Below are 19,480 nucleotides of genomic sequence, written 5' to 3'. Positions count from 1 at the left end.
ATCAGCGACCGGCGGTCACCGACCGCCGGTCGTCGCGCTCCCGGCGGCGGCGGACCTTACGGATCACCCACATCACCACCATGACGACGAAGACCGCGATGATCGCGTAGTTGAACCAGTCGCTGTAGCGCTCGACGTCCTGCCAACGGCTCCCGAGCGCGTAACCCGCGCCCACGATGAGACCGTTCCACACCCCGCTGCCGATGGTGGTGAGCAGGATGAACTCACCCAGCGGCATCCGGTTGGCCCCGGCCGGCACGGAGACCAGGCTGCGGACCACCGGCACCACCCGGCCGATCAGCACCGCCCACCGACCGTGCCGCTCGAACCACTTGTCGGCCTTCTCCAGGTCGTCGCTGTCCACCAACGGGATGTGGTCCAGCCAGCGCTTGAGCCGTTCCTCGCCCAGCGCCGCGCCCAGCCAGTAGAGCACCAACGCGCCCACCAGCGAGCCGACCGTCGCGGCCAGCACCACGACGACGACGTTGAACTTGCCCTCGTGGGCCAGGAAACCGGCGAGCGCCAGCACGATCTCACTGGGGATCGGCGGGACGATGCTCTCCAGCGCCACCAGCAGCGCCACGCCGACCGGGCCCATCACCTCGATCACCGTTGCCACCCAGCCGGTCAACCCGGTGAACTCGGACGGGTCGCCAGCCTGGGCGTACGCCATGGGTCGTCCTTCCGGTCGGCTGTCGGGGATCGGAGGGTCATACCCAGCGGCGCCCGAACTACACCCGTGCTCAGTGCTCCGGGTGCAGCGCGGTGTCCGCCGGCCCCTGCCGCCAGCCGGTGAACACCACGGTCAGACCGGCGCGGGACGGCGCGCAGCAGAACGGGCCGGCGACGGCCTCGGCCGTCGGGTCCAGCGGGGCGAGCCGGACCAGTTGCCACGGCTCGTCGTCGACCCGGGCGCGGATGGTCAGCGCGTCGCCGGCCCGGCTGACCCGGACTGTCACCTCCCGGCCCGCCCACTCCGGCACCGGCCCCACCGACCAGTCGGAGAACTCCCGGGTCACCACCGCGCCGAGCTGCACCTCGCCGTCGCTGATCTCCACACCGGCCTTGGTCCAGGTCCGTTCGTCGACGCGGACGAACACACCGGCCTGGTCGAACTGCGCCGAGAAGTCGAGCCGGAAGCTCACCTCCATGGCGGCGCCCACCGGCAGCGGCGCCAGCAGGGCCGGGCCGTTGTCGTGCACGAAGCCGTAGCTGGTCCGCCGCCAGAAGTCGCTGTCCGCAGCCGGCTCGACGACCAGCTCGCCGGCCGGGCCCTCCTCGACGCGTACCGGCGGGTGCAGCCAGCTGCCCCGGGACCAGTCCAACAGTTCGCTCGGCGGTACGAGGTCGTTCTCCATGACCGGCACGGTAACCAACGCCGCCCCGCGCCCGCCGCCCGCCGCCCGCCGCCCGCGCCCGCCGGACGGGTTTGCCGCGGTGATCGAACGGAGATGTTCCTTCGGCATGGGTGACCGTTGGTATTCCGAAGCCGTCGTCTACTGCCTCGACATCGACACGTACGCCGACTCCGACGGCGACGGGGTCGGTGACATCCGTGGGCTGATCGGGAGGCTGGACTACCTGGCCCGACTTGGGGTGACCTGCCTGTGGCTGCACCCGATCCACCCGTCGCCCAACCGCGACGACGGCTACGACGCCACCGACTTCTACAACGTGGACCCGCGCTTCGGCACCCTGGGCGACTTCGCCGAGCTGCTGCACCAGGCGCAGAACCGGGGCATCCGCGTGATCATCGACCTGGTGGTCAACCACACCTCCGACGAGCACCCGTGGTTCCAGTCCGCCCGCTCCTCGCCGGACTCGCCCTACCGGGACTGGTACGTCTGGTCCGACACCGAACCGGACGACCGGCACCAGGGCATGGTCTTCCCCGGCGAGCAGAACGAGACCTGGAGCTACGACCGGACCGCCAAGGCGTGGTTCTACCACCGGTTCTACAAGTTCCAGCCGGACCTCAACTTCGCCAATCCGCAGGTCCGGGACGAGATCAAGAAGATCATGTCGTTCTGGCTCCAGCTCGGCGTCTCCGGCTTCCGGATGGACGCGGTGCCGTTCATCATCGAGCTGACCGAGCCGGGCAACCCTAACTCCCCGAAGGATTTCGAGTTCCTCACCGAGATGCGCCAGCACATCCAGTGGCGTCGCGGCGACGCCGTCCTGCTGGCCGAGGCGAACGTCGAGCCGGACCAACTGCCCACGTTCTTCGGCGACGCCAGCGGTTCCGGCAACCGGATCCACATGCTCTTCGACTTCATGCTCAACGGTCGACTCATGCTCTCCCTGGCCCGGCAGGACCCGGAGCAGCTGATCGACGCGTTGCACGACACCCCGAAGCTGCCGGTCGGCGGGCAGTGGGCCACCTTCCTGCGCAACCACGACGAGATCGACCTGTCCCGGCTGACGACTGAACAGCGCAACCAGGTGTACGCCGAGTTCGGCCCGGACGAGAACATGCGCATCTACGACCGGGGCATCCGTCGCCGGCTCGCCCCGATGCTCGGCAACGACCGGCGGCGCATCGAGCTGGCGTACGCCCTGCAGTTCTCGATGCGCGGCACGCCGGTGCTGCGCTACGGCGAGGAGATCGGGATGGGCGAGGACCTGTCGCTGCGCGGTCGGGACGCGATCCGTACCCCGATGCAGTGGTCGTACCAGCCGAACGCCGGCTTCTCCACGGCGGACCCGGAGAAGCTGGTCCGCCCGGTGATCGACAAGGGCGAGTTCGGCTACCAGACGGTGAACGTGACCGCCCAGCGGAGCGACCCGAAGTCGCTGCTCGCCTGGTTCGAGCGCATGATCCGTACGCTGCGGGAGGCGCCGGAGATCGGCTCCGGCTCGACCAGCCACATCGACGTGCCGGTGCCGCCCGGCGTGCTGACGCACCGGGCCGACGGGCCGACCGGGACGATGGTCTTCGTGCACAACCTGGGCACCGACGACGTCGAGGTGGATCTCAGCAGCCTCGAACCGGAGGCCGACCTGCCGATCGACGTGCTCGCCGACCGTGGCTACGGAGAGTTGGGCAAGCTCGGTGCGGTGAAGGTCTCCGGCTACGGATACCGGTGGATTCGCCTATGCCGAGGGTCGGCCTGTTGAGGTTAAGCTCCTCCGATCGACCCCAAGTTACCGGGAGGTAATCATGTCGGAGGAGTCCCGCGTCGCCATCGTCACCGGAGCCGCACGCGGCATCGGCGCGGCCACCGCCCGACGGCTGGCCGCCGACGGAATGGCCGTCGCCGTGGTCGACATCGAGGAGGCGGCCACCAAGGAGACGGTGGACGCCATCGCCGGTGCGGGTGGCCGGGCGCTCGGAGTGGGCGCCGACGTGTCCGACCGGGACCAGGTCGAGGCGGCGGTGAGCCGGGTCGCCGCCGAGCTGGGCGCACCCACAGTGCTGGTCAACAACGCCGGTGTGCTCCGCGACAACCTGCTGTTCAAGATGACCAACGCCGACTGGGACACGGTGATGGGGGTGCACCTGCGCGGCGCGTTCCTGTTCAGCCAGGCCGCCCAGAAGCACATGGTGGACCGGAAGTGGGGGCGGATCGTCAACCTCTCCAGCACCTCCGCCCTGGGCAACCGGGGCCAGGCGAACTACGCCGCCGCCAAGGCCGGTCTACAGGGCTTCACCAAGACGCTCGCCATCGAGCTGGGTCCGTTCGGGGTGACAGTGAACGCTGTCGCACCCGGCTTCATCGTCACCGACATGACCGCGGCCACCGCAGCTCGCATGAAGGTCGACTTCGACGACTTCCAGAAGCACGCCGCCGCCGAGATCCCGGTCCGTCGCCCGGGTCGGCCGGAGGACGTCGCGCACACCATCTCGTTCCTGGCGAGCGAGGGCGCAGGCTTCGTCTCCGGTCAGGTCATCTACGTCGCGGGCGGCCCACGGGACTGACCCGTACTTTCGACGAGGGCGCTCCGGCAGGTCAGCCGGCGCCCTCGTCGCCGGGTCTGCGCCCGGTCGGGCGGGGTGCGCGGCGGATCAGGCGGGTGCGCGGCGGGTGCGCCAGAGCCAGATCAGGCCGAGCACCGGCAGCACCAGTGGGATGTAGCCGTACCCGCTGCCGAACTGCGACCAGACCGTCTCGTCCGGGAAGAGGTCCTTGTCGACCAGGCTCAGGATGCCGACCGCGACCACACCGACCAGCTCCACCGAGCAGCACGCCAGGGCGACCCGACGGCCGGTGTGCCCGGCGCGGGCCAACCCCACCGCCGCCACGATGTAGATGAGCGCGGCCACCCCGGAGAGCAGGTACGCCACCGGCGCCTCGTCGAACTTGGTGGCGAGCTGCAGACCCGCCCGACTCGTCGCCGCGATCGCGAAGAGCAGGTAGACCGCGATCAACAGCCGACCCGGGCCGGAGTTCGTGCGCTGCCGAGCCGATCCTGTCTCAACCACCGAGCACCTCCCAGGTCTGCTGCAACCGGACCACCACCACCGGGGTCACCAGGCAGACCGCGCACACGATCGCCGAGCCCCAGCGGGTCGGTTCCATCCGGGCCAGCACCCAGGCCAGTGGCGGCAGGCACACCAGCGTGACCAGGTAGCCGAAGAAGGCGCCGGGTTCGCCGGGCCGATCCCCGCCGCCGACCGCGACGAGCGCCAGCACGCTCAACACCAGCAACGCCACTTCGAGTACGGCCAGACCGACGAACTGCACCCGGTCCGGCGGCCGGTGGCGTACCGCCGCCACCAGCGCCCACACCGCCACGAGCAGCGACAGCACGATCGGCACGGTCGCGACGATCCCGTCCACCGGAGAGTCGGCACCCACGCTGGTCACCGGCACCACCCGGTCGTTGCCTCGGTCACCGGCACAGCCTACTAACCGTCGTAGTAAAGGGGTGCCCTGCCTCTCCGCGTGTGACGCGCGCCGGTCGAGGTGCCAGCAGTCCCGGTGCCCGCGCTTCGGGTGGGCGTCAGTCGCCTGCTTGCAGCCAGTAGACGGAGATGGCAACGAGCGGATCCGGTCCGTCGTTCCGAATCTGATGTGGCACCCTGCTGTCGAACGCCGCGACGTCGCCGGCCCGCAGGACGCCTGTCTGGTCGGCGAACGTCAAGGTTCCCGTCCCGGACACGATGATCCACACCTCACGAGACCGATGGACGTCGAGGTCGTTGGAGGTGTTCGGGGCCACCGACCAGCGCGCGACCTCGAACGGGGCGGGCGCTGTCGACGGAAACGGCAGCAGCGCGCGGTGCACCGGGCCGCCCTCGGTGAAGTCGTACCAGTGGTCAAACGTCACGACACCGCTGGTGATCGCTGGATTCGTGCTCTGCATGCGGTCGAGACTGCCCCGGGGCACCTGGTGTGTCTGGCGGCGATCGGACCTGACGCTGCCGAGAGCGGCGCAGGTGGTGCCGGCAGACCACGGGCGGACCGCTGCACCGACAGTCGGGCGGGTAGCTCGGGCACCGACCCGGAAATGAAGGTGAGCTGCTTCGATTGGTCGAACCCGCCGCCGTCATGGCCGCCCGGGCGACTAGCGTGGATCACGTCCGTGGCGTTGCCGCGGTGCGGGGAAACAGCGGAGGTACACGTGCTGCGGTTCGGCTTGTTCGGCACCGGTCACTGGGCGATCGAGACGCACGGGAAGGCGCTGCACGCACATCCCGACGCGGAGCTGGTCGGAGTGTGGGGCCGCAACCCGGAGCGGGCCTCCGCGCTGGCCGAGCGGTACGGGGTGCCCGCCTACGCCGACGTCGACGCGCTGATCGAGCAGTGCGAGGCGATCGCCGTCGCGCTGCCGCCGGACATCCAGGCCGACATCGCGGTCCGGGCCGCCCGCGCCGGTCGACACCTGCTGCTGGACAAGCCGCTGGCGCTCAGCGTGGCCGACGCAGACCGGGTAGTGGCCGCCGCCGAGGAGTCCGGGGTCGCCTCGGTCGTCTTCTTCACCCAGCGGTTCCAGCCGAACGTGACCGCGTTCCTCGCCGCCACCGCCGCTGCCGGGGGCTGGCAGCACGGTCGGACCACCGCGTTCGCCTCGATCTTCCAGGACGGCAGCCCGTACGGTGGCTCGTTGTGGCGTCGGGAGCACGGGGCGCTCTGGGACATCGCCCCGCACGCGCTCTCGATCCTCCTGCCGGTGCTGGGCCGGGTGACGCAGGTGGCGGCGATGGACGGCCCGAGCGGGATGGTGCATCTGCTGCTCACCCACGAGGGCGGTGCCACCAGCAGCGCCTCGCTGTCCCTGGATGCCCCGACCGAGTCGATGGCCCGGGAGTTCGTGTTCTACGGCGAGAACGGCATCGAGGACGTCCCGTTCGGCGAGAACGACGCCGCCACCGCGTTCGGCGTCGCCATCGACCAGCTCGTCGAGCAGGTCCAGGCCGGCACCCGGGACCACCGCTGCGACGTCCGCTTCGGCCGCGAGGTCGTCGCCATCCTCGCCGCCGCCGAAACCGCCCGCACCGAATCCCGCACCATCCAGATCCCCTAACCCCCTGAACCCTGGCCCACCCCACGTCGCCCCCCGGTGATCATGAAGTTAGCGGCGCGACACGCCGTGTCGGACGGCAATAACTTCATGATCAACCGGGCTGAGGCGGGGCCGGTCCGGGGGTGGGTTGGGTTCAGGTGGGGGTGGAGAGGGCGGCGTTGAGCTCGTCGGGGGAGTTGAACTGCTCGGGTGGCAGGGCCTGGAGCATCTGCAACATCGCAGTGCTCGCCCCGTTCTCCTGACCCCAGCGGATCAGGTCCTCGCGGGAGACCGGGTAGTCGAGCCCGGCGAGGTACTCCTGCAACTGAACCCCGGTGACGGTCATGTCGGCCGGCTACCCGCTCGCGGTGGTCGTACACCGGCTTGGTTGGGGCCCACGACGGCCTGGCGGCCGGCGTGTCGGCCCGCGACGTGCGCACGGTTTGCCGCAACGGCGGCCGGGTAGCCGCTGGCATGCTGGTTCAGCGGCTCGGCGCGCCGAGCGATTTCGACCCGTTGCTGGAGCGCGTTCGGAACGCCAGGGTGGTGATGATCGGTGAATCCACCCACGGCAGTTACGACTACTACCGTTTGCGCGAGCAGCTCACCCGCCGGTTGATCGCGGAGTGCGGTTTCTCCTTCGTCGCGGTGGAGGGTGACTGGCCCGACTGCGACCGGGTGCACCGTTCGGTGACGGCCGCGCCGGGCGGCGCGCTCGAACCGCAGGTCGCACTCAACCAGTTTGAGCGATGGCCGACCTGGATGTGGGCCAATGCCGAGGTGGCCCGTTTCGCCAGCTGGTTGCGGGCCTGGAACGTGGAGCGGCCGGAGGAGCAACGGGCCGGGTTCCACGGCCTCGACGTGTACAGCCTCTGGGAGTCGATGCAGGCGATCTTCGACTACCTGGGGGAGGAGGACCCGAAGTCGCTGGAGGCGGCGCAGGACGCGTACCGGTGTTTCGAGCCGTACGGCAAGAGGGTCGAGGAGTACGGCGCGGCCAGCCGGTTCGTCTCCGCCCGGTGCGAGGAGGAGGTCGTCCGGTTGCTCGCCCGGACCCGCGAACACGCCCTCTCCGACGGCCCGGACCGCTTCTCGGCCTGGCAGAACGCGGAGGTGGTGGCCGGCGCCGAGCGGTACTACCGGGCGATGGTGGCCGGCGGGCCGGACTCGTGGAACATCCGCGACACCCACATGCAGGACACCCTGGACCGGCTGCTGGACCGCTACGGTCCCGACGCCCGGGGCATCGTCTGGGCGCACAACACGCACGTCGGGGATGCGCGGGCCACCGACATGGCCGCCGATGGGATGATCAACATTGGCCAGTTGGCCCGGGAGCGGCACGGCGAGGACGCGGTCGCCCTGGTCGGCTTCGGCAGCTACCGGGGCACGGTGATCGCCGCACCCCGCTGGGGTTCGCCGCCCGAGGCGATGGTGGTGCCCCCGGCACGGGAGGGCTCGATCGAGCGGCGGTTGCACGAGCTGATGCCGGAGCGGGCGGTGCTGATCTTCGGCGGCGACGACCAGCCAGGCTGGGTCACCGAGACCGTGGACCACCGGGCGATCGGGGTCGTCTACGACCCGTCGTTCGAGTCCTGGGGCAACTACGTGCCCACCCGGCTCGGCGACCGCTATGACGCCTTCATCTGGTGCGACGACACCACAGCCCTGCACCCGCTACCGGTGCCGGCGGCCCCCGGCGAGATGGAGACCTACCCGGCGGGCGTCTGACGCAGCGGAGGTGTGGTGCCCGCCGGGCACCACACCTCCGCTGTCAGGTGGATCAGACGTGCGTCGGGGTGCGGTCCTCCAGGTGTTCGCGCAGGCCCTCGCCCTCGATGTCCACGTTGGGCAGGGCGCGGTTGAGCCAGCGGGGGAGCCACCAGGCACGGTCGCCGAGCAGCGACATCACCGCCGGGACGATGGTCATCCGGACCACGAACGCGTCGATTGCCACGCCGATGGCGAGCGCGAAGCCCATCGACTTGATGATCGGGTCGTCGAGGAACACGAAGCCGCCGAAGACGGACATCATGATCAGCGCGGCGGCGGTGACCACCCGGGCACCGTGGCCCATGCCGCTGATCGTGGCCTCACGCGCGGTCTCGCCGTGCACGAAGTCCTCCCGCATCCGGGAGACCAGGAACACCTCGTAGTCCATGGCCAGGCCGAACAGGATGCCGATCAGCAGGATGGGCAGGAAGCTGACCAGCGGGGCCGGGGTGTCCAGGCCGACCAGGTCGGCGAGGTGGCCCTGCTGGAAGATCGCCACCGTGATGCCGAACGTGGCGGCCACGGTGAGCAGGAAGCCCAACGCCGCCTTGAGCGGCACCAGCAGCGAGCGGAACACCAGCATCAGCAGCAGCACCGAGAGCCCGACGACCAGCAGCAGGTAGATCGGCAGCGCGTCGGAGAGCTTCTCCGAGACGTCGATCCCGATCGCGGTGGCGCCGGTGAGCAGCACCTCGGCGCCCTTGACGCCGCCGACCGCGTCGCGGACGTCGTGCACCAGGGTCTCGGTGGCCTCGTCGGTCGGGCCGGTCTTCGGCACCACTCCGAGCAGGGCGGTCCGACCGTCCGGACTCAGCTGCGGTGGCGCCACCGCGACGACGTTCTCGGTGCGCTGGATCATCGCGGTCACCTGCGGCACCGCGGCCGCGGTCGCCTGCGCGTCGTCGCCCGCCACGACCACCGCGAGGCGGCCGGTGAAGCCGGGACCGAAGCCCTCGGTGGTGAGGTCGCTCGCCACCCGGGCCGGGGAGCCCACCGTCGCCGTGCTGGCGTCCGGCAGGGCCAGCCGCATGTCCGGCGTGGGCAGCGCGAGCAGCCCCAGGCCGAGCAGCGAGACCAGGATGACCGGCACCCGGAAGCGGGTGACGAACCGCGCCCAGCGGAAGCCGAACCCGGAGCGGTCCTCGACCGGCAGCGTCTCTTCGCCCACCGGCTCACCTGGCGCGGCGGAGTCGACCGTGGAGCGCAGCCGGCGCGGGAGCACCCGGTTGCCGGCGAAGCCGAGCAGTGCGGGCTGGAGGGTGATCGCCACGAGCACGGCGATGGTGACCGTACCGGCGGCGGCGAGACCCATCACGGTGAGGAACGGAATGTTCACCACGGCCAGGCCGGCGAGGGCGATGACCACCGTGGCGCCCGCGAAGACGACAGCGGAGCCGGCGGTACCCACCGCGCGGCCGACCGCCTCCTCCGGGGACAGGCCTTCGAGCAGGTTCTGTCGGTGCCGGGAGGTGATGAACAACGAGTAGTCGATGCCGACGGCGAGGCCGAGCATCAGCGCCAGGATCGGCGCGGTGCTGGTCAACTCGATGACACCGCTCAGCGCGAACAGGCCGGCCATGCCGACGCCCACGCCGATCAGCGCGTTGAGCATGGTCATTCCGGCGGCGACCAGGGAGCCGAACGTGATGATCAGGACGATCGCGGCGACCAGGACGCCGAGCGCCTCGGTGGAGCCGATCTCCGGCTCGCCGCCGAGCACCTCACCGCCGGGTGCGACCTGCCAGCCCTGCGCCTTGGCCGCTGCGCCGACCTCCTCGTACGCGGTGCGCTGCTCGTCGGTCACCTCGTCGCCGCCGGTGGCGAACTGCACCTGGACCAGCGCGTACCGGCCGTTGGGTGAGACCGCGCCGACCTGTAGCGGGTTGACCGCGCCGACCACGCCGGGCAGTGCCGACGCCTGCTGGACGAGCTCCTGCACCACTGCCTGACCCTGCGGGGTGGCCAGTTGGCCGTCGGCGGGCGCCTTGACCGCGATGGTGCCGGTGGCGCCGCTGGCCGCGGGGAACTGGTCGGCCAGCAGGTCGAGCGCGCGCTGGCTCTCGGTGCCGGGCATGGTGAAGTTGCTCGCCGTCGGGCCGCGCAGGGTCGCCGCGGCCAGGCCGGCGACGACGAGTACGACGAGCCAGAGCGCGACGACGAGCCGTCGCCGGCGCAACGCGCCCCGGCCGAGCCGGTAGAGCAGGGTGGCCATCAGGAGTCCTTGTCCTCGGTCGTGGGTTGTTGGGGCGGAAGTGCGTCGACGGGTTCGACGGCCCGTCGGACGAGGGTGAGCAGGGCGGAACGCAGGTCGTCGTCGGTGATGTCGGCGAACTCGCCGCACGCCTCGGAGATGCCGGCGAGCAGCACCAGCGCGGCGATCCGGGCGCCCGGCCGGTCGGAGTGCCCGGCCAACGCGTCGCGCAGCCGGTCGGAGATCTCCTGGATGTGCGCGAAGGCCGGCTGGCACAGCAGCTCCGGGAACTCACCGCGCAGTACCGCGATCTCCTGCCGGAACCGGACCGCGAGGTCGACGAAGCCCTGTGCGGCGACCTCCTGGGCGGCCGCTCCGGTCAGGCCGGTGAGCTGCTCGTCGAGGCTGCGGAGCACCTCGATCGCAGGGGCCATCAGCTCGGCGAGCAGGGCTTCCTTGTTGGCGAAGTGGTAGAGCACGGTGGCCTTGGAGCAGCCGACCTCACGGGCGATGTCCTGCAGGGAGGTGCCCCGGTAGCCGGTCACCGTGAACTGCCGCGCCGCCGCGGCGAGGATCTCACCGTGCGTGTCTGGTACCGCTCTGACCATGCGCTGGTCCACCTCCCGCAGACCAGCATGCCTGACCGATCGGTCAGACCCTGACCGATCGGTCAGATGAAAGCGGTGGCGTTCACCACACCCCTGGCCGGTTTAACCGGCGTGCTGGGCGTCGTACCTGGTCCGCGCCTCGGCGATGGCCCGGCGGTGCCGCTCGGCCCAGCTGGTCAGCGCGACCAGCGACTCGTAGAGCTCCAGCGCCATCGGGGTGGCGGTGTATTCGACCTTGGGCGGGACGGTCGGGTAGACCGTGCGGTGCAGCAGGCCGTCCCGTTCCAGGTTGCGCAGCGTGAGCGTGAGCATCCGGCGGCTGATGCCCTCGATGTGCCGCTCCAGTTCGGTGAAGCGCACCGGCCCGTGCGAGGCGGCCACCAGGATGCCGATGCTCCACTTGCCGCCGACCCGGTCGAGCACCTCGCGGACGGTGCACGCCCGGGCCTGACCGGGGGTGAACGGCACGTTCTCGGCCGCGCAGGTCAGCTCGGCCGCGACCAGCGCGGACACATCGCTGTTCCTCTGGGACATCAAAGTGCCTCCTTCCGCTCCGGTTCATGGTCACAGACGATGACCTCGGTAACAAACCGTGCACCAAGGAGGGTTCCATGGAGCGTGTCGTCCCATCCCGTTGGCCGGCGTTGCTGGTGCTCTGCGCCGGCAGCCTGATGATCATCCTGGACGGCACCGTCGTCGCGGTGGCGCTGCCCGCCATCCAACGCGACCTGGGCTTCAGCGCCGCCGGCCTGGCCTGGGTGGTGAACGCCTACCTGGTCGCGTTCGGCGGGCTGCTGCTGCTCGCCGGCCGGCTCGGTGACCTGCTGGGCCGGCGCAGGGTCTTCCTGGCCGGCGTCGCGCTGTTCACAGTGGCCTCGCTGGCCTGCGCGGTCGCCACCGGGCCAGCCCTGCTGGTGGGCGCGCGGTTCGGGCAGGGCATCGGCGGCGCGTTGGCCATGGCGGTCAGCCTCGGCATGATCGTCCGGCTCTACCCCGAAGCGGCCGAGCGGGCCCGCGCCATCGCCGTCTTCAGCTTCACCGGCGCGGCCGGTGCGTCGGTCGGCACAGTCGCCGGAGGGGTGCTCACCCAGGCCGCCGGGTGGCGGACGATCTTCCTGGTCAACGTGCCGATCGGGGCGGCCATCCTCATCGCTGCCGTCCGCCGGCTCCCGGCCGAACGAGGGATCGGCCTGCGCGCCGGCCTGGACCTGCCCGGCGCGCTGCTCGCCACCGCCGGTCTGATGGCCGCCGTGTTGGGCATCGTCGGAACGGGAGAGCACGGCTGGACCAGCCCTCGGACGCTCGGCGCGGTGGCCCTCGCGGCGCTGCTGCTCGGCGGGTTCGCGCTGCGCCAACGCGTGGCGGCGGCCCCGCTGGTGCCGTCCCGGGTGCTGCGCGTCCCGGGTCTGGTGGCGGCGAACGCCGTGCAGTTCCTCATGGTCTGCGCGTACTTCGGGTTCCAGTTCCTACTCGCCGTGGAGCTGCAACTGGTGCTGGGGTTGGACGCCGCCGCGACCGGCTGGGCCTTCCTGCCCACCCCGGTCGTGATCGCCGTTGTCTCGCTCGGCCTGGCCGGTCGGCTGATCGCCCGCTTCGGTGCCCGGATGGTTCTGCTGGGCGGGCTCGGCCTGGCCATCGTCGGCTTCCTCCTGCTCGCCCGGCTGCCCGCCGACGGCGCCTACGTCGCGGACGTACTCCCCGCGATGTTGATCTTCGGGGTGGCCGGCGGCCTGACCCTGCCGGCGGTCACCACACTGGCGATGGCCGGCGCGACCGACGCCGACGCCGGGCTCGCCTCCGGCCTGGCCAACACCACCCAACAGGTCGGCGGCGCGGTCGGCCTGGCCGCGCTGGCCACCCTGGCCGCCACGCGCAGCGACGGGCTGCGGGCCGCAGGCTGGGCCGAGACCGCCGCGCTGGCCGGCGGCTACCGGACCGCGTTCGCCGTGGCCGCCGCCCTGGTGGTCACCGCGTCACTTGTCGCCGTGACGGCACTGCCCCGACGCCCAGTCCACGCCGGGCCGGACACTGACCCGTCGGGGCCGGCCACGGTGGGCGCCGAAACCGATACGTACCCGAGCGCCGCGTCCGGTTGACCGACGGCGCCGCCGCGAGTGGAACACGTCCAGCAACGCCTCGGCTACCGACTGGGACGAAGCAAGGCAGGGGGACGACACCGGCGGCGTCATCCCTTGTCCTGCCGCTGACGGGGCTAATGACGAATTGCGGTTCGTGGTGGTGGAACGCCGTTCCCGTCGGCACGTCATGCGGCCCCCGACGCCTCCAGAACCATACGGATCTCCGTCACCTCGTAGTTGGCGCGGTCGAAGGCGGCGGCCATCGGGATGTTCGTAGTGTCCGTCGTCGCGGTGATGCGCTCGGCGCGTTCGGTCGCGTGGAAGCGGGTGATCTCGGCGAGGATCTCGTCGATCAGTCCCTTGCCGCGCTGCTCGGGTACGACACCGAGATACCCGACGTTGCGGTTGTACGGGGTCGCTGACGGGACGGCCAGGCCGGCGAGAGTGCCGTCGGGCAGCTCCGCAAGCCTCCACCAGGAGCGCTCACCCGGGCAGTCGAGGTAGAACTTCATGTCCTCCTCGGCCAGCTGCCTGGCGCTCTTTCTGCGCAGCTCGTCACGGGTGGCCTCGTCGAGGCTGTCGCCCGACACCCGGACGAAGGCCTCCAGGAACTCCTCGTCGCTGCCCTCGCGGAACGTCAGCCGACCGCCGGCCCCGGGCAGTCCCGCCGCCGGAGTCCACTCGTAGCGCAGGCGCTGAATCTCCCGGCTCAGCCCTGTGCGCAGTCCCGCCTCGCGACGCCAGGCCACTGCCTCGCTCAGTTCCGGTCGGCTGCTCCAGTCCGTTGGGAGGGAGAGGTTGTACAGCGGCCGCGCGCCGAAGGCGGCATGCGCGGCGTCAAGGAGCCTGGTGGCGACGGCGACCGGATCGGCAACGGTGGAACGGACCTGGAGGCAATCGAGCGCTATGGGGCGCTCGCTGTCGGCACGACCCCACCAGAGTGCACGGGCAAGGACGTACCCGTTCTCGTCCTCGGCAAGCCAGACCCATTCCGGGCGGAACTGGTTGGCACCGAGCTCCTCGCGGATCTTCTCAGCGGTCAGGGCGGTGATGGGACCGTCGGCCGGGTACGCGGCGGCACGGTCCAGGGCGGTGGAGTCCGCAGTAGCGGGAAAGCATCTCATTGGGCACCTGATCACAAATGGAAATGGCAGAGCAAGGCAATTCTTGCTGGCTGCCCACCGACGGCACCTACCTCGTCGACGTGTTCCCGGCGATGCTGGTCTTCGGGATGGCCGGTGGTTGCTGGTGGCGCTGAGCAGGTTGCCTGGTACCCGGCCGGAACAGATCCGTACCGAAGCGCCGCGTCCAGTTGACCGACGGCAGCGGGGCCGGGAGGGTGGTCGGGTGAGGGAGGCCGACGAGACCCGGGACGGCGTGGCCCTGACCAACCTGGACCAGCCGCTGTCCGACCGCGATGACGCGACGAAGCGTGACCTGGTCGACTACCTCGACGCGGTCCGGGACCGGCTCCTCCCGCAGCTGCGGGGCCGGCCGCTGTCGGTGATCAGGGTCCGCCCCGGCCAGCCGCCGTTCATGCAGAAGAACCTGCCCCGCTACACACCGGACTGGGTCCGCCGGGCGCCGGTCTGGGCGGAGGCGTCGCATCGGGAGATCTCGTACGCCCTCTGCGACGACCGCCGCACCCTGCTCTGGTTCGCCAACCAGCGGGCGGTGGAGTACCACCCGACGCTGGCCACCGTGGCGGATCTGCACCGCCCGACCCACCTGATCCTCGACCTGGACCCGCCGGACGGCGACGGGTTCCGCGCGGCGGTCGACGCCGCCCTGCTGGTCCGTCAGGCGCTCGCCGATGCCGGCCTGGCCGGTGCCGTCAAGACCAGCGGCGCCAAGGGCGTGCACGTCTTCGTCCCGGTGACCGACGAACCAACGGCCGAGGAGTTGGCCGCCGCCACCCGGGCGCTCGCCGTCCGCGCCGAGCGGCTCGACCCGGCGCTGGCCACCACGGCGTACATCAAGGAGGACCGGGGTGGCCGGGTCTTCGTGGACGCCACCCGGGCGGGCGGGGCGACAGTGGCCGCCGCGTACAGCCCTCGCCTGCGCCCGGGGATGCCGGTCTCGTTCCCGGTCGACTGGGCCGACCTGACCGAGGTGACCCCCGCCGACTTCACCATCCGGACCGCGCCCGCACTGCTCGCCGACGGCGACCCGTGGGCCGCGCTGATGCCGGCCCCGCAGTCGCTCCCCGCCGACCTCGTCGCCGAGGGCCGGACCATCCCGGTGGCCCGGGTGCAGGCCATGCACGAGGGGAAGCGCCGGGCCCGCGCCCGCCGCGAGGCCGGCTGACCGGCGCGTCGGCCCCCGGCTCGGCCCCGTGCTCGGCCCCGGATCGACCCCGCTCCCGCCCGGCGGGCGGCCGATTGTCGGTGGGTTGTGGCACGATTTCGCAGGTGAGCAGCAGAGCCGACGCGACCCAGCGACTGGCCGACCTGGCGCGGCTGCGCCGGGTCCGCGACCGGATCGACCGGGAGTACGCGCAGCCGTTGGACGTCGAGGCGCTCGCCCGTGGCGCGCACATGTCGGCCGGGCACCTCAGCCGCGAGTTCCGGCTCGCCTATGGCGAATCTCCGTACAGCTACCTGATGACCCGACGGATCGAGCGGGCGATGACCCTGTTGCGCCGTGGCGACCTGAGCGTCACCGACGTCTGTTTCGCTGTCGGTTGTTCGTCGTTGGGCACCTTCAGCACCCGCTTCACCGAGCTGGTCGGTGTGCCGCCCAGCGTCTACCGGCGGCAGGCGGCTCAGGCGACGGCGGGGATGCCGTCGTGCGTGGCGAAGCAGGTGACCAGACCGGTCAGGAATCGAGAAGCGCGGGCCACCGAGCCGCAACTAGCGTGACCAGCATGGACATCACCATTCACTCGAGTTTCCTCCCGCACACCGATTCGGAGGCCTCGCTGGTCTTCTACCGCGACATCCTCGGCTTCGAGGTCCGCCTCGACGTCGGGTACGAGGGGATGCGGTGGATCACGGTCGGGCCGCCCGGCCAGCCCAGCACCGCCATCGTCCTGCACCCGCCGGCCGCCAACCCCGGCATCACCGACGACGAGCGGCAGACCATCCTTGAGCTGATGGCCAAGGGCAGCTACTTCGGCGTCAACCTCGCCACCACCGACCTCGACGCCACCTTCGCCAAGTTGGAGGCGAGCGACGCCGAGGTCGTCCAGGAGCCGACCGAGCAGCCGTACGGCGTGCGCGACTGTGCCTTCCGAGACCCGGCGGGCAACATGGTCCGCATCCAGGAAGTGCGCTGAGTCCTGCGCGCCCGACAGATGGAGTCACGATGAGCACGGCCATCCAGCCGTCCGCGCCGCACGTCGCCGACAGCCACGACCTGATCCGGGTCCAGGGCGCGCGGGTGAACAACCTCAAGGACGTCAGCGTCGAGATCCCGAAGCGGCGACTGACGGTGTTCACCGGCGTCTCCGGCTCCGGCAAGAGTTCGCTGGTGTTCGGCACCATCGCGGCCGAGTCGCAGCGGATGATCAACGAGACCTACAGCGCCTTCGTGCAGGGCTTCATGCCGACGTTGGCGCGGCCCGAGGTCGACCTGCTGGATGGCCTGACCACGGCGATCATCGTGGACCAGGAGCGGATGGGTGCCAACTCCCGCTCCACCGTCGGCACCGCCACCGACGCCAACGCGATGCTGCGCATCCTGTTCAGCCGGCTCGGGCAGCCGCACATCGGCTCGCCCAACGCGTACTCCTTCAATGTTCCCTCGGTGAAGGCGACCGGGGCGATCACCGTCGATCGCGGCGCCGGCAAGACGAAGACCGAGAAGGCGACCTTCAACCGTCTCGGTGGCATGTGCCCGCGGTGCGAGGGCATGGGTGCGGTGACCGACATCGACCTGTCGGCGCTCTACGACGACAACCTCTCGCTCAACGAGGGCGCGATCACCATCCCGGGTTACAGCATGGAGGGCTGGTACGGCCGGATCTTCCGGGGCTGCGGCTACTTCGACCCGGACAAGCCGATCGCCAAGTTCAACAAGCGGGAGCTGCACGACCTGCTCCACCGGGAGCCAACCAAGATCAAAATCGACGGGATCAACCTGACGTACGCGGGCCTGATCCCGTCGATCCAGAAGTCCTTCCTGGCCAAGGACATCGACGCGTTGCAGCCGCACATCCGCGCCTTCGTGGAGCGCGCGGTGACCTTCACGACCTGCCCCGAGTGTGCCGGCACCCGGCTCAGCAAGGAGGCCCGGTCGTCGAAGATCAAGGGCAAGAACATCGCCGACGCGTGCGCGATGCAGATCAGCGACCTGGCCGCCTGGGTGCGTGGGATCGAAGAGCCGTCGGTGGCCCCGTTGCTGGCCGGCCTGCAACACCTCCTCGACTCGTTCGAGGAGATCGGGCTGGGCTACCTGTCGCTCGATCGACCGTCGGGCACCCTCTCCGGCGGTGAGGCGCAGCGCACCAAGATGATCCGCCACCTCGGCTCCTCGCTCACCGACGTCACCTACGTCTTCGACGAGCCGACGATCGGGCTGCACCCGCACGACATCCAACGGATGAACGAGCTGCTGCTCCAGTTGCGCGACAAGGGCAACACCGTGCTGGTCGTGGAGCACAAGCCGGAGGCCATCGCCATCGCCGACCACGTCGTCGACCTCGGGCCCGGCGCGGGTACGGAGGGCGGGACCGTCTGCTACGAGGGAACAGTGGAAGGTCTGCGGGCCAGCGGCACCATCACCGGCCGCCACCTCGACGACCGGGCGGCCCTCAAGGAGACGGTGCGGACGCCCACCGGCAAGCTGGAGATCCGGGGCGCGACGGCCAACAACCTCCAGGACGTGAACGTCGACGTACCCCTCGGGGTGCTCGTCGTCGTGACCGGCGTCGCCGGCTCCGGCAAGAGTTCGCTCGTGCACTCCTCGATTCCGGCCGGCGCGGGCGTGGTCTCGATCGACCAGGGCGCGATCCGCGGCTCACGGCGCAGCAACCCGGCTACGTACACCGGGTTGCTCGACCCGATCCGCAAGGCGTTCGCGAAGGCCAACGGGGTGAAGCCGGCGCTGTTCAGCGCCAACTCCGAGGGTGCCTGCCCGAGCTGCAACGGTGCTGGCGTCATCTACACCGACCTGGGGATGATGGCGGGCGTCGCCGCCCCCTGCGAGGACTGCGAGGGCAAGCGGTTCCAGGCATCGGTGCTGGAATACCGCTTCGGCGGCCGCGACATCAGCGAGGTGCTCGCGATGTCGGTGACGGAGGCCGAGAAGTTCTTCGGCGCCGGCGAGGCGCGTACGCCGGCAGCGCACGCCATCCTCGACCGGCTCGCCGACGTCGGGCTCGGCTATCTCAGCCTGGGGCAGCCGCTCACGACTCTCTCCGGCGGCGAGCGGCAGCGGCTCAAGCTGGCCACCCACATGGCTGAGAAGGGCGGCGTCTACGTCCTCGACGAGCCGACCACCGGCCTGCACCTGGCCGACGTGGAGCAACTGCTCGGCCTGCTCGACCGCCTGGTCGACGCCGGCAAGTCGGTGATCGTCATCGAGCACCACCAGGCGGTCATGGCGCACGCCGACTGGATCATCGACCTCGGTCCCGGCGCCGGCCACGACGGAGGCCGGATCGTCTTCGAGGGCACCCCGGCCGACCTCGTCGCCGGTCGCTCCACCCTCACCGGCGAGCACCTGGCGGCGTACGTCGGCAGGTGAGCCGGCGATCAGCTCTCCGCTCGGCGTGGCCGGCTGATGGGGGCGCTGAGCATTCCGGTGATGGCGTCGACGAGGAAGTCGCCGACCTCTGGCCATCGCGGGTCTTCGCCGCTGCGTTCGGCGCGTGCCTCGACCTCGGCCGTCGTGGTGCTGACGATGCGGGTGATCAGGAGCGCCCGGCCGGCAACCACCTCCGGGTCGAGGTGCCGTAGCCGCGCGGCCAGTGACTCGCGCAGCTCCAGTGCCTGTGGCGTGGTGTCCTGGGCTTCCCGCATGATCGGCAAAGTGGCGGGGTTGTGCAGCATGTGTTCCAGGAACCGGGCCCGCCAGCTCGGGCGCGGTAGCTGGTCGAGAACCCGCATGCTCGGCTCCACGAGACCGCGGATGTCGCCGAGGACGGAGTCGTCGGTCGGGGGCATGCCGACGCGTGCCTGCGCCACCTCGTGCACGTGGCGGGCCATCAGCGCCTTCAGCAGGCCCTCGCGCCCGCCGAAGTAGTAGCGCACCGCCGAGTGGTTGGTGTTGCCAGCCGCCTCGGCCACCCTGCGGTCGGAGACCTCGGCGACTCCCGACTCGGCGAACAGCCGCTCGGCCGCGTCCAGCAGCGCGGTGCGTGCCGCCTCGGACCGCCTCATGACCGGCCCCCTCGTGTCCTCGCCTGGATGTGACTCAGGTCAACCTAGCCGGATTCCCGG

20 protein-coding genes are annotated in these 19,480 nt (G+C 70.7%); 9 read left to right on the top strand and 11 right to left on the bottom strand.

The features are described from left to right. Position 1: 1 nt before the first annotated feature. Positions 2-673 carry a DedA family protein gene (locus GA0070561_RS25175; protein WP_091405979.1) on the bottom strand — a complete coding sequence of 224 codons (672 nt, stop codon included), beginning with the start codon at positions 671-673 and terminating at the stop codon, positions 2-4. Between the two features lie 70 nt (positions 674-743). Then, positions 744-1,358 carry a DUF1349 domain-containing protein gene (locus GA0070561_RS25170; protein WP_091406484.1) on the bottom strand — a complete coding sequence of 205 codons (615 nt, stop codon included), beginning with the start codon at positions 1,356-1,358 and terminating at the stop codon, positions 744-746. Positions 1,359-1,464: 106 nt separating this feature from the next. Between GA0070561_RS25170 and GA0070561_RS25165 the strand changes: the two genes are divergently transcribed. Both GA0070561_RS25165 and fabG read left to right on the top strand, forming a co-directional pair. Beyond that, positions 1,465-3,117, top strand: coding sequence for an alpha-amylase family protein (locus GA0070561_RS25165; protein WP_091405977.1), 1,653 nt, complete (start codon positions 1,465-1,467; stop codon positions 3,115-3,117). A gap of 43 nt (positions 3,118-3,160) precedes the next feature. Continuing rightward, on the top strand, positions 3,161-3,919 hold the full coding sequence (gene fabG / locus GA0070561_RS25160; RefSeq protein ID WP_091405975.1) for a 3-oxoacyl-ACP reductase FabG: 759 nt from the start codon (positions 3,161-3,163) through the stop codon (positions 3,917-3,919). An 87-nt stretch (positions 3,920-4,006) separates the two neighbouring features. On the opposite strand, the gene GA0070561_RS25155 is transcribed toward fabG, so the two are convergent. The 3 genes from GA0070561_RS25155 to GA0070561_RS25145 form a co-directional block, all read right to left on the bottom strand. Then, a complete protein-coding gene (locus tag GA0070561_RS25155; RefSeq protein WP_091405972.1) occupies positions 4,007-4,423 on the bottom strand; it encodes a hypothetical protein in 417 nt (138 codons plus the stop codon). Continuing rightward, a complete protein-coding gene (locus GA0070561_RS25150; RefSeq protein WP_181539482.1) occupies positions 4,416-4,808 on the bottom strand; it encodes a hypothetical protein in 393 nt (130 codons plus the stop codon). The genes GA0070561_RS25155 and GA0070561_RS25150 overlap by 8 nt, the downstream gene beginning before the upstream one ends. Positions 4,809-4,944: 136 nt before the next feature. Beyond that, a complete protein-coding gene (locus GA0070561_RS25145) occupies positions 4,945-5,307 on the bottom strand; it encodes a cupin domain-containing protein (RefSeq protein ID WP_091405967.1) in 363 nt (120 codons plus the stop codon). A 258-nt stretch (positions 5,308-5,565) separates the two neighbouring features. On the opposite strand from GA0070561_RS25145, the gene GA0070561_RS25140 reads away from it, so the two are divergent. Then, positions 5,566-6,468, top strand: a complete 903-nt coding sequence (locus GA0070561_RS25140; RefSeq protein WP_167362490.1) for a Gfo/Idh/MocA family protein — start codon at positions 5,566-5,568, stop codon at positions 6,466-6,468. Between the two features lie 133 nt (positions 6,469-6,601). Here the strand turns inward: GA0070561_RS25140 and GA0070561_RS25135 are convergent, their stop codons facing one another. Then, positions 6,602-6,793, bottom strand: a complete 192-nt coding sequence (locus tag GA0070561_RS25135) for a DUF2795 domain-containing protein (RefSeq protein ID WP_091405965.1) — start codon at positions 6,791-6,793, stop codon at positions 6,602-6,604. A gap of 128 nt (positions 6,794-6,921) precedes the next feature. Between GA0070561_RS25135 and GA0070561_RS25130 the strand changes: the two genes are divergently transcribed. After that, complete coding sequence (locus GA0070561_RS25130; protein ID WP_091405962.1) at positions 6,922-8,178, top strand: erythromycin esterase family protein; 1,257 nt, start codon at positions 6,922-6,924, stop codon at positions 8,176-8,178. 52 nt (positions 8,179-8,230) lie between these two features. Here the strand turns inward: GA0070561_RS25130 and GA0070561_RS25125 are convergent, their stop codons facing one another. From GA0070561_RS25125 to GA0070561_RS25115, 3 genes are all read right to left on the bottom strand, one after another. Further along, positions 8,231-10,432: an MMPL family transporter gene (locus GA0070561_RS25125; RefSeq protein ID WP_091405961.1), complete on the bottom strand. Its 2,202-nt coding sequence runs from the start codon at positions 10,430-10,432 to the stop codon at positions 8,231-8,233. After that, a complete protein-coding gene (locus GA0070561_RS25120) occupies positions 10,432-11,019 on the bottom strand; it encodes a TetR/AcrR family transcriptional regulator (RefSeq protein WP_091406480.1) in 588 nt (195 codons plus the stop codon). Before GA0070561_RS25120 ends, GA0070561_RS25125 begins: the two co-directional genes overlap by 1 nt. Positions 11,020-11,121: 102 nt before the next feature. Further along, positions 11,122-11,556 carry a winged helix-turn-helix transcriptional regulator gene (locus GA0070561_RS25115; protein WP_244166425.1) on the bottom strand — a complete coding sequence of 145 codons (435 nt, stop codon included), beginning with the start codon at positions 11,554-11,556 and terminating at the stop codon, positions 11,122-11,124. A 74-nt stretch (positions 11,557-11,630) separates the two neighbouring features. Here GA0070561_RS25115 and GA0070561_RS25110 point away from each other — a divergent pair, with 74 nt between their 5' ends. Continuing rightward, positions 11,631-13,115 carry an MFS transporter gene (locus GA0070561_RS25110; RefSeq protein WP_091405959.1) on the top strand — a complete coding sequence of 495 codons (1,485 nt, stop codon included), beginning with the start codon at positions 11,631-11,633 and terminating at the stop codon, positions 13,113-13,115. Between the two features lie 167 nt (positions 13,116-13,282). Here the strand turns inward: GA0070561_RS25110 and GA0070561_RS25105 are convergent, their stop codons facing one another. Beyond that, a complete protein-coding gene (locus tag GA0070561_RS25105; protein WP_091405955.1) occupies positions 13,283-14,221 on the bottom strand; it encodes a GNAT family N-acetyltransferase in 939 nt (312 codons plus the stop codon). 223 nt (positions 14,222-14,444) lie between these two features. Here GA0070561_RS25105 and GA0070561_RS25100 point away from each other — a divergent pair, with 223 nt between their 5' ends. The 4 genes from GA0070561_RS25100 (at position 14,445) to GA0070561_RS25085 (ending at position 18,785) form a co-directional block, all read left to right on the top strand. Continuing rightward, entirely contained in the window at positions 14,445-15,404 is a 960-nt protein-coding gene (locus GA0070561_RS25100) for a DNA polymerase domain-containing protein (protein WP_091405953.1), read from the top strand. A 104-nt stretch (positions 15,405-15,508) separates the two neighbouring features. Continuing rightward, a complete protein-coding gene (locus tag GA0070561_RS25095; protein WP_091405951.1) occupies positions 15,509-15,958 on the top strand; it encodes a helix-turn-helix transcriptional regulator in 450 nt (149 codons plus the stop codon). A gap of 5 nt (positions 15,959-15,963) precedes the next feature. Then, on the top strand, positions 15,964-16,374 hold the full coding sequence (locus GA0070561_RS25090; RefSeq protein ID WP_181541458.1) for a VOC family protein: 411 nt from the start codon (positions 15,964-15,966) through the stop codon (positions 16,372-16,374). 29 nt (positions 16,375-16,403) lie between these two features. Beyond that, complete coding sequence (locus tag GA0070561_RS25085; protein ID WP_091405946.1) at positions 16,404-18,785, top strand: ATP-binding cassette domain-containing protein; 2,382 nt, start codon at positions 16,404-16,406, stop codon at positions 18,783-18,785. 8 nt (positions 18,786-18,793) lie between these two features. On the opposite strand, the gene GA0070561_RS25080 is transcribed toward GA0070561_RS25085, so the two are convergent. After that, on the bottom strand, positions 18,794-19,420 hold the full coding sequence (locus tag GA0070561_RS25080; protein WP_091405944.1) for a TetR/AcrR family transcriptional regulator: 627 nt from the start codon (positions 19,418-19,420) through the stop codon (positions 18,794-18,796). Positions 19,421-19,480: the final 60 nt, after the last annotated feature.

The organism is Micromonospora saelicesensis (assembly GCF_900091575.1).
In the GTDB taxonomy this organism is placed as follows: Bacteria; Actinomycetota; Actinomycetes; order Mycobacteriales; family Micromonosporaceae; genus Micromonospora; species Micromonospora saelicesensis.
This window is presented reverse-complemented; position numbering and strand designations above follow the sequence as displayed.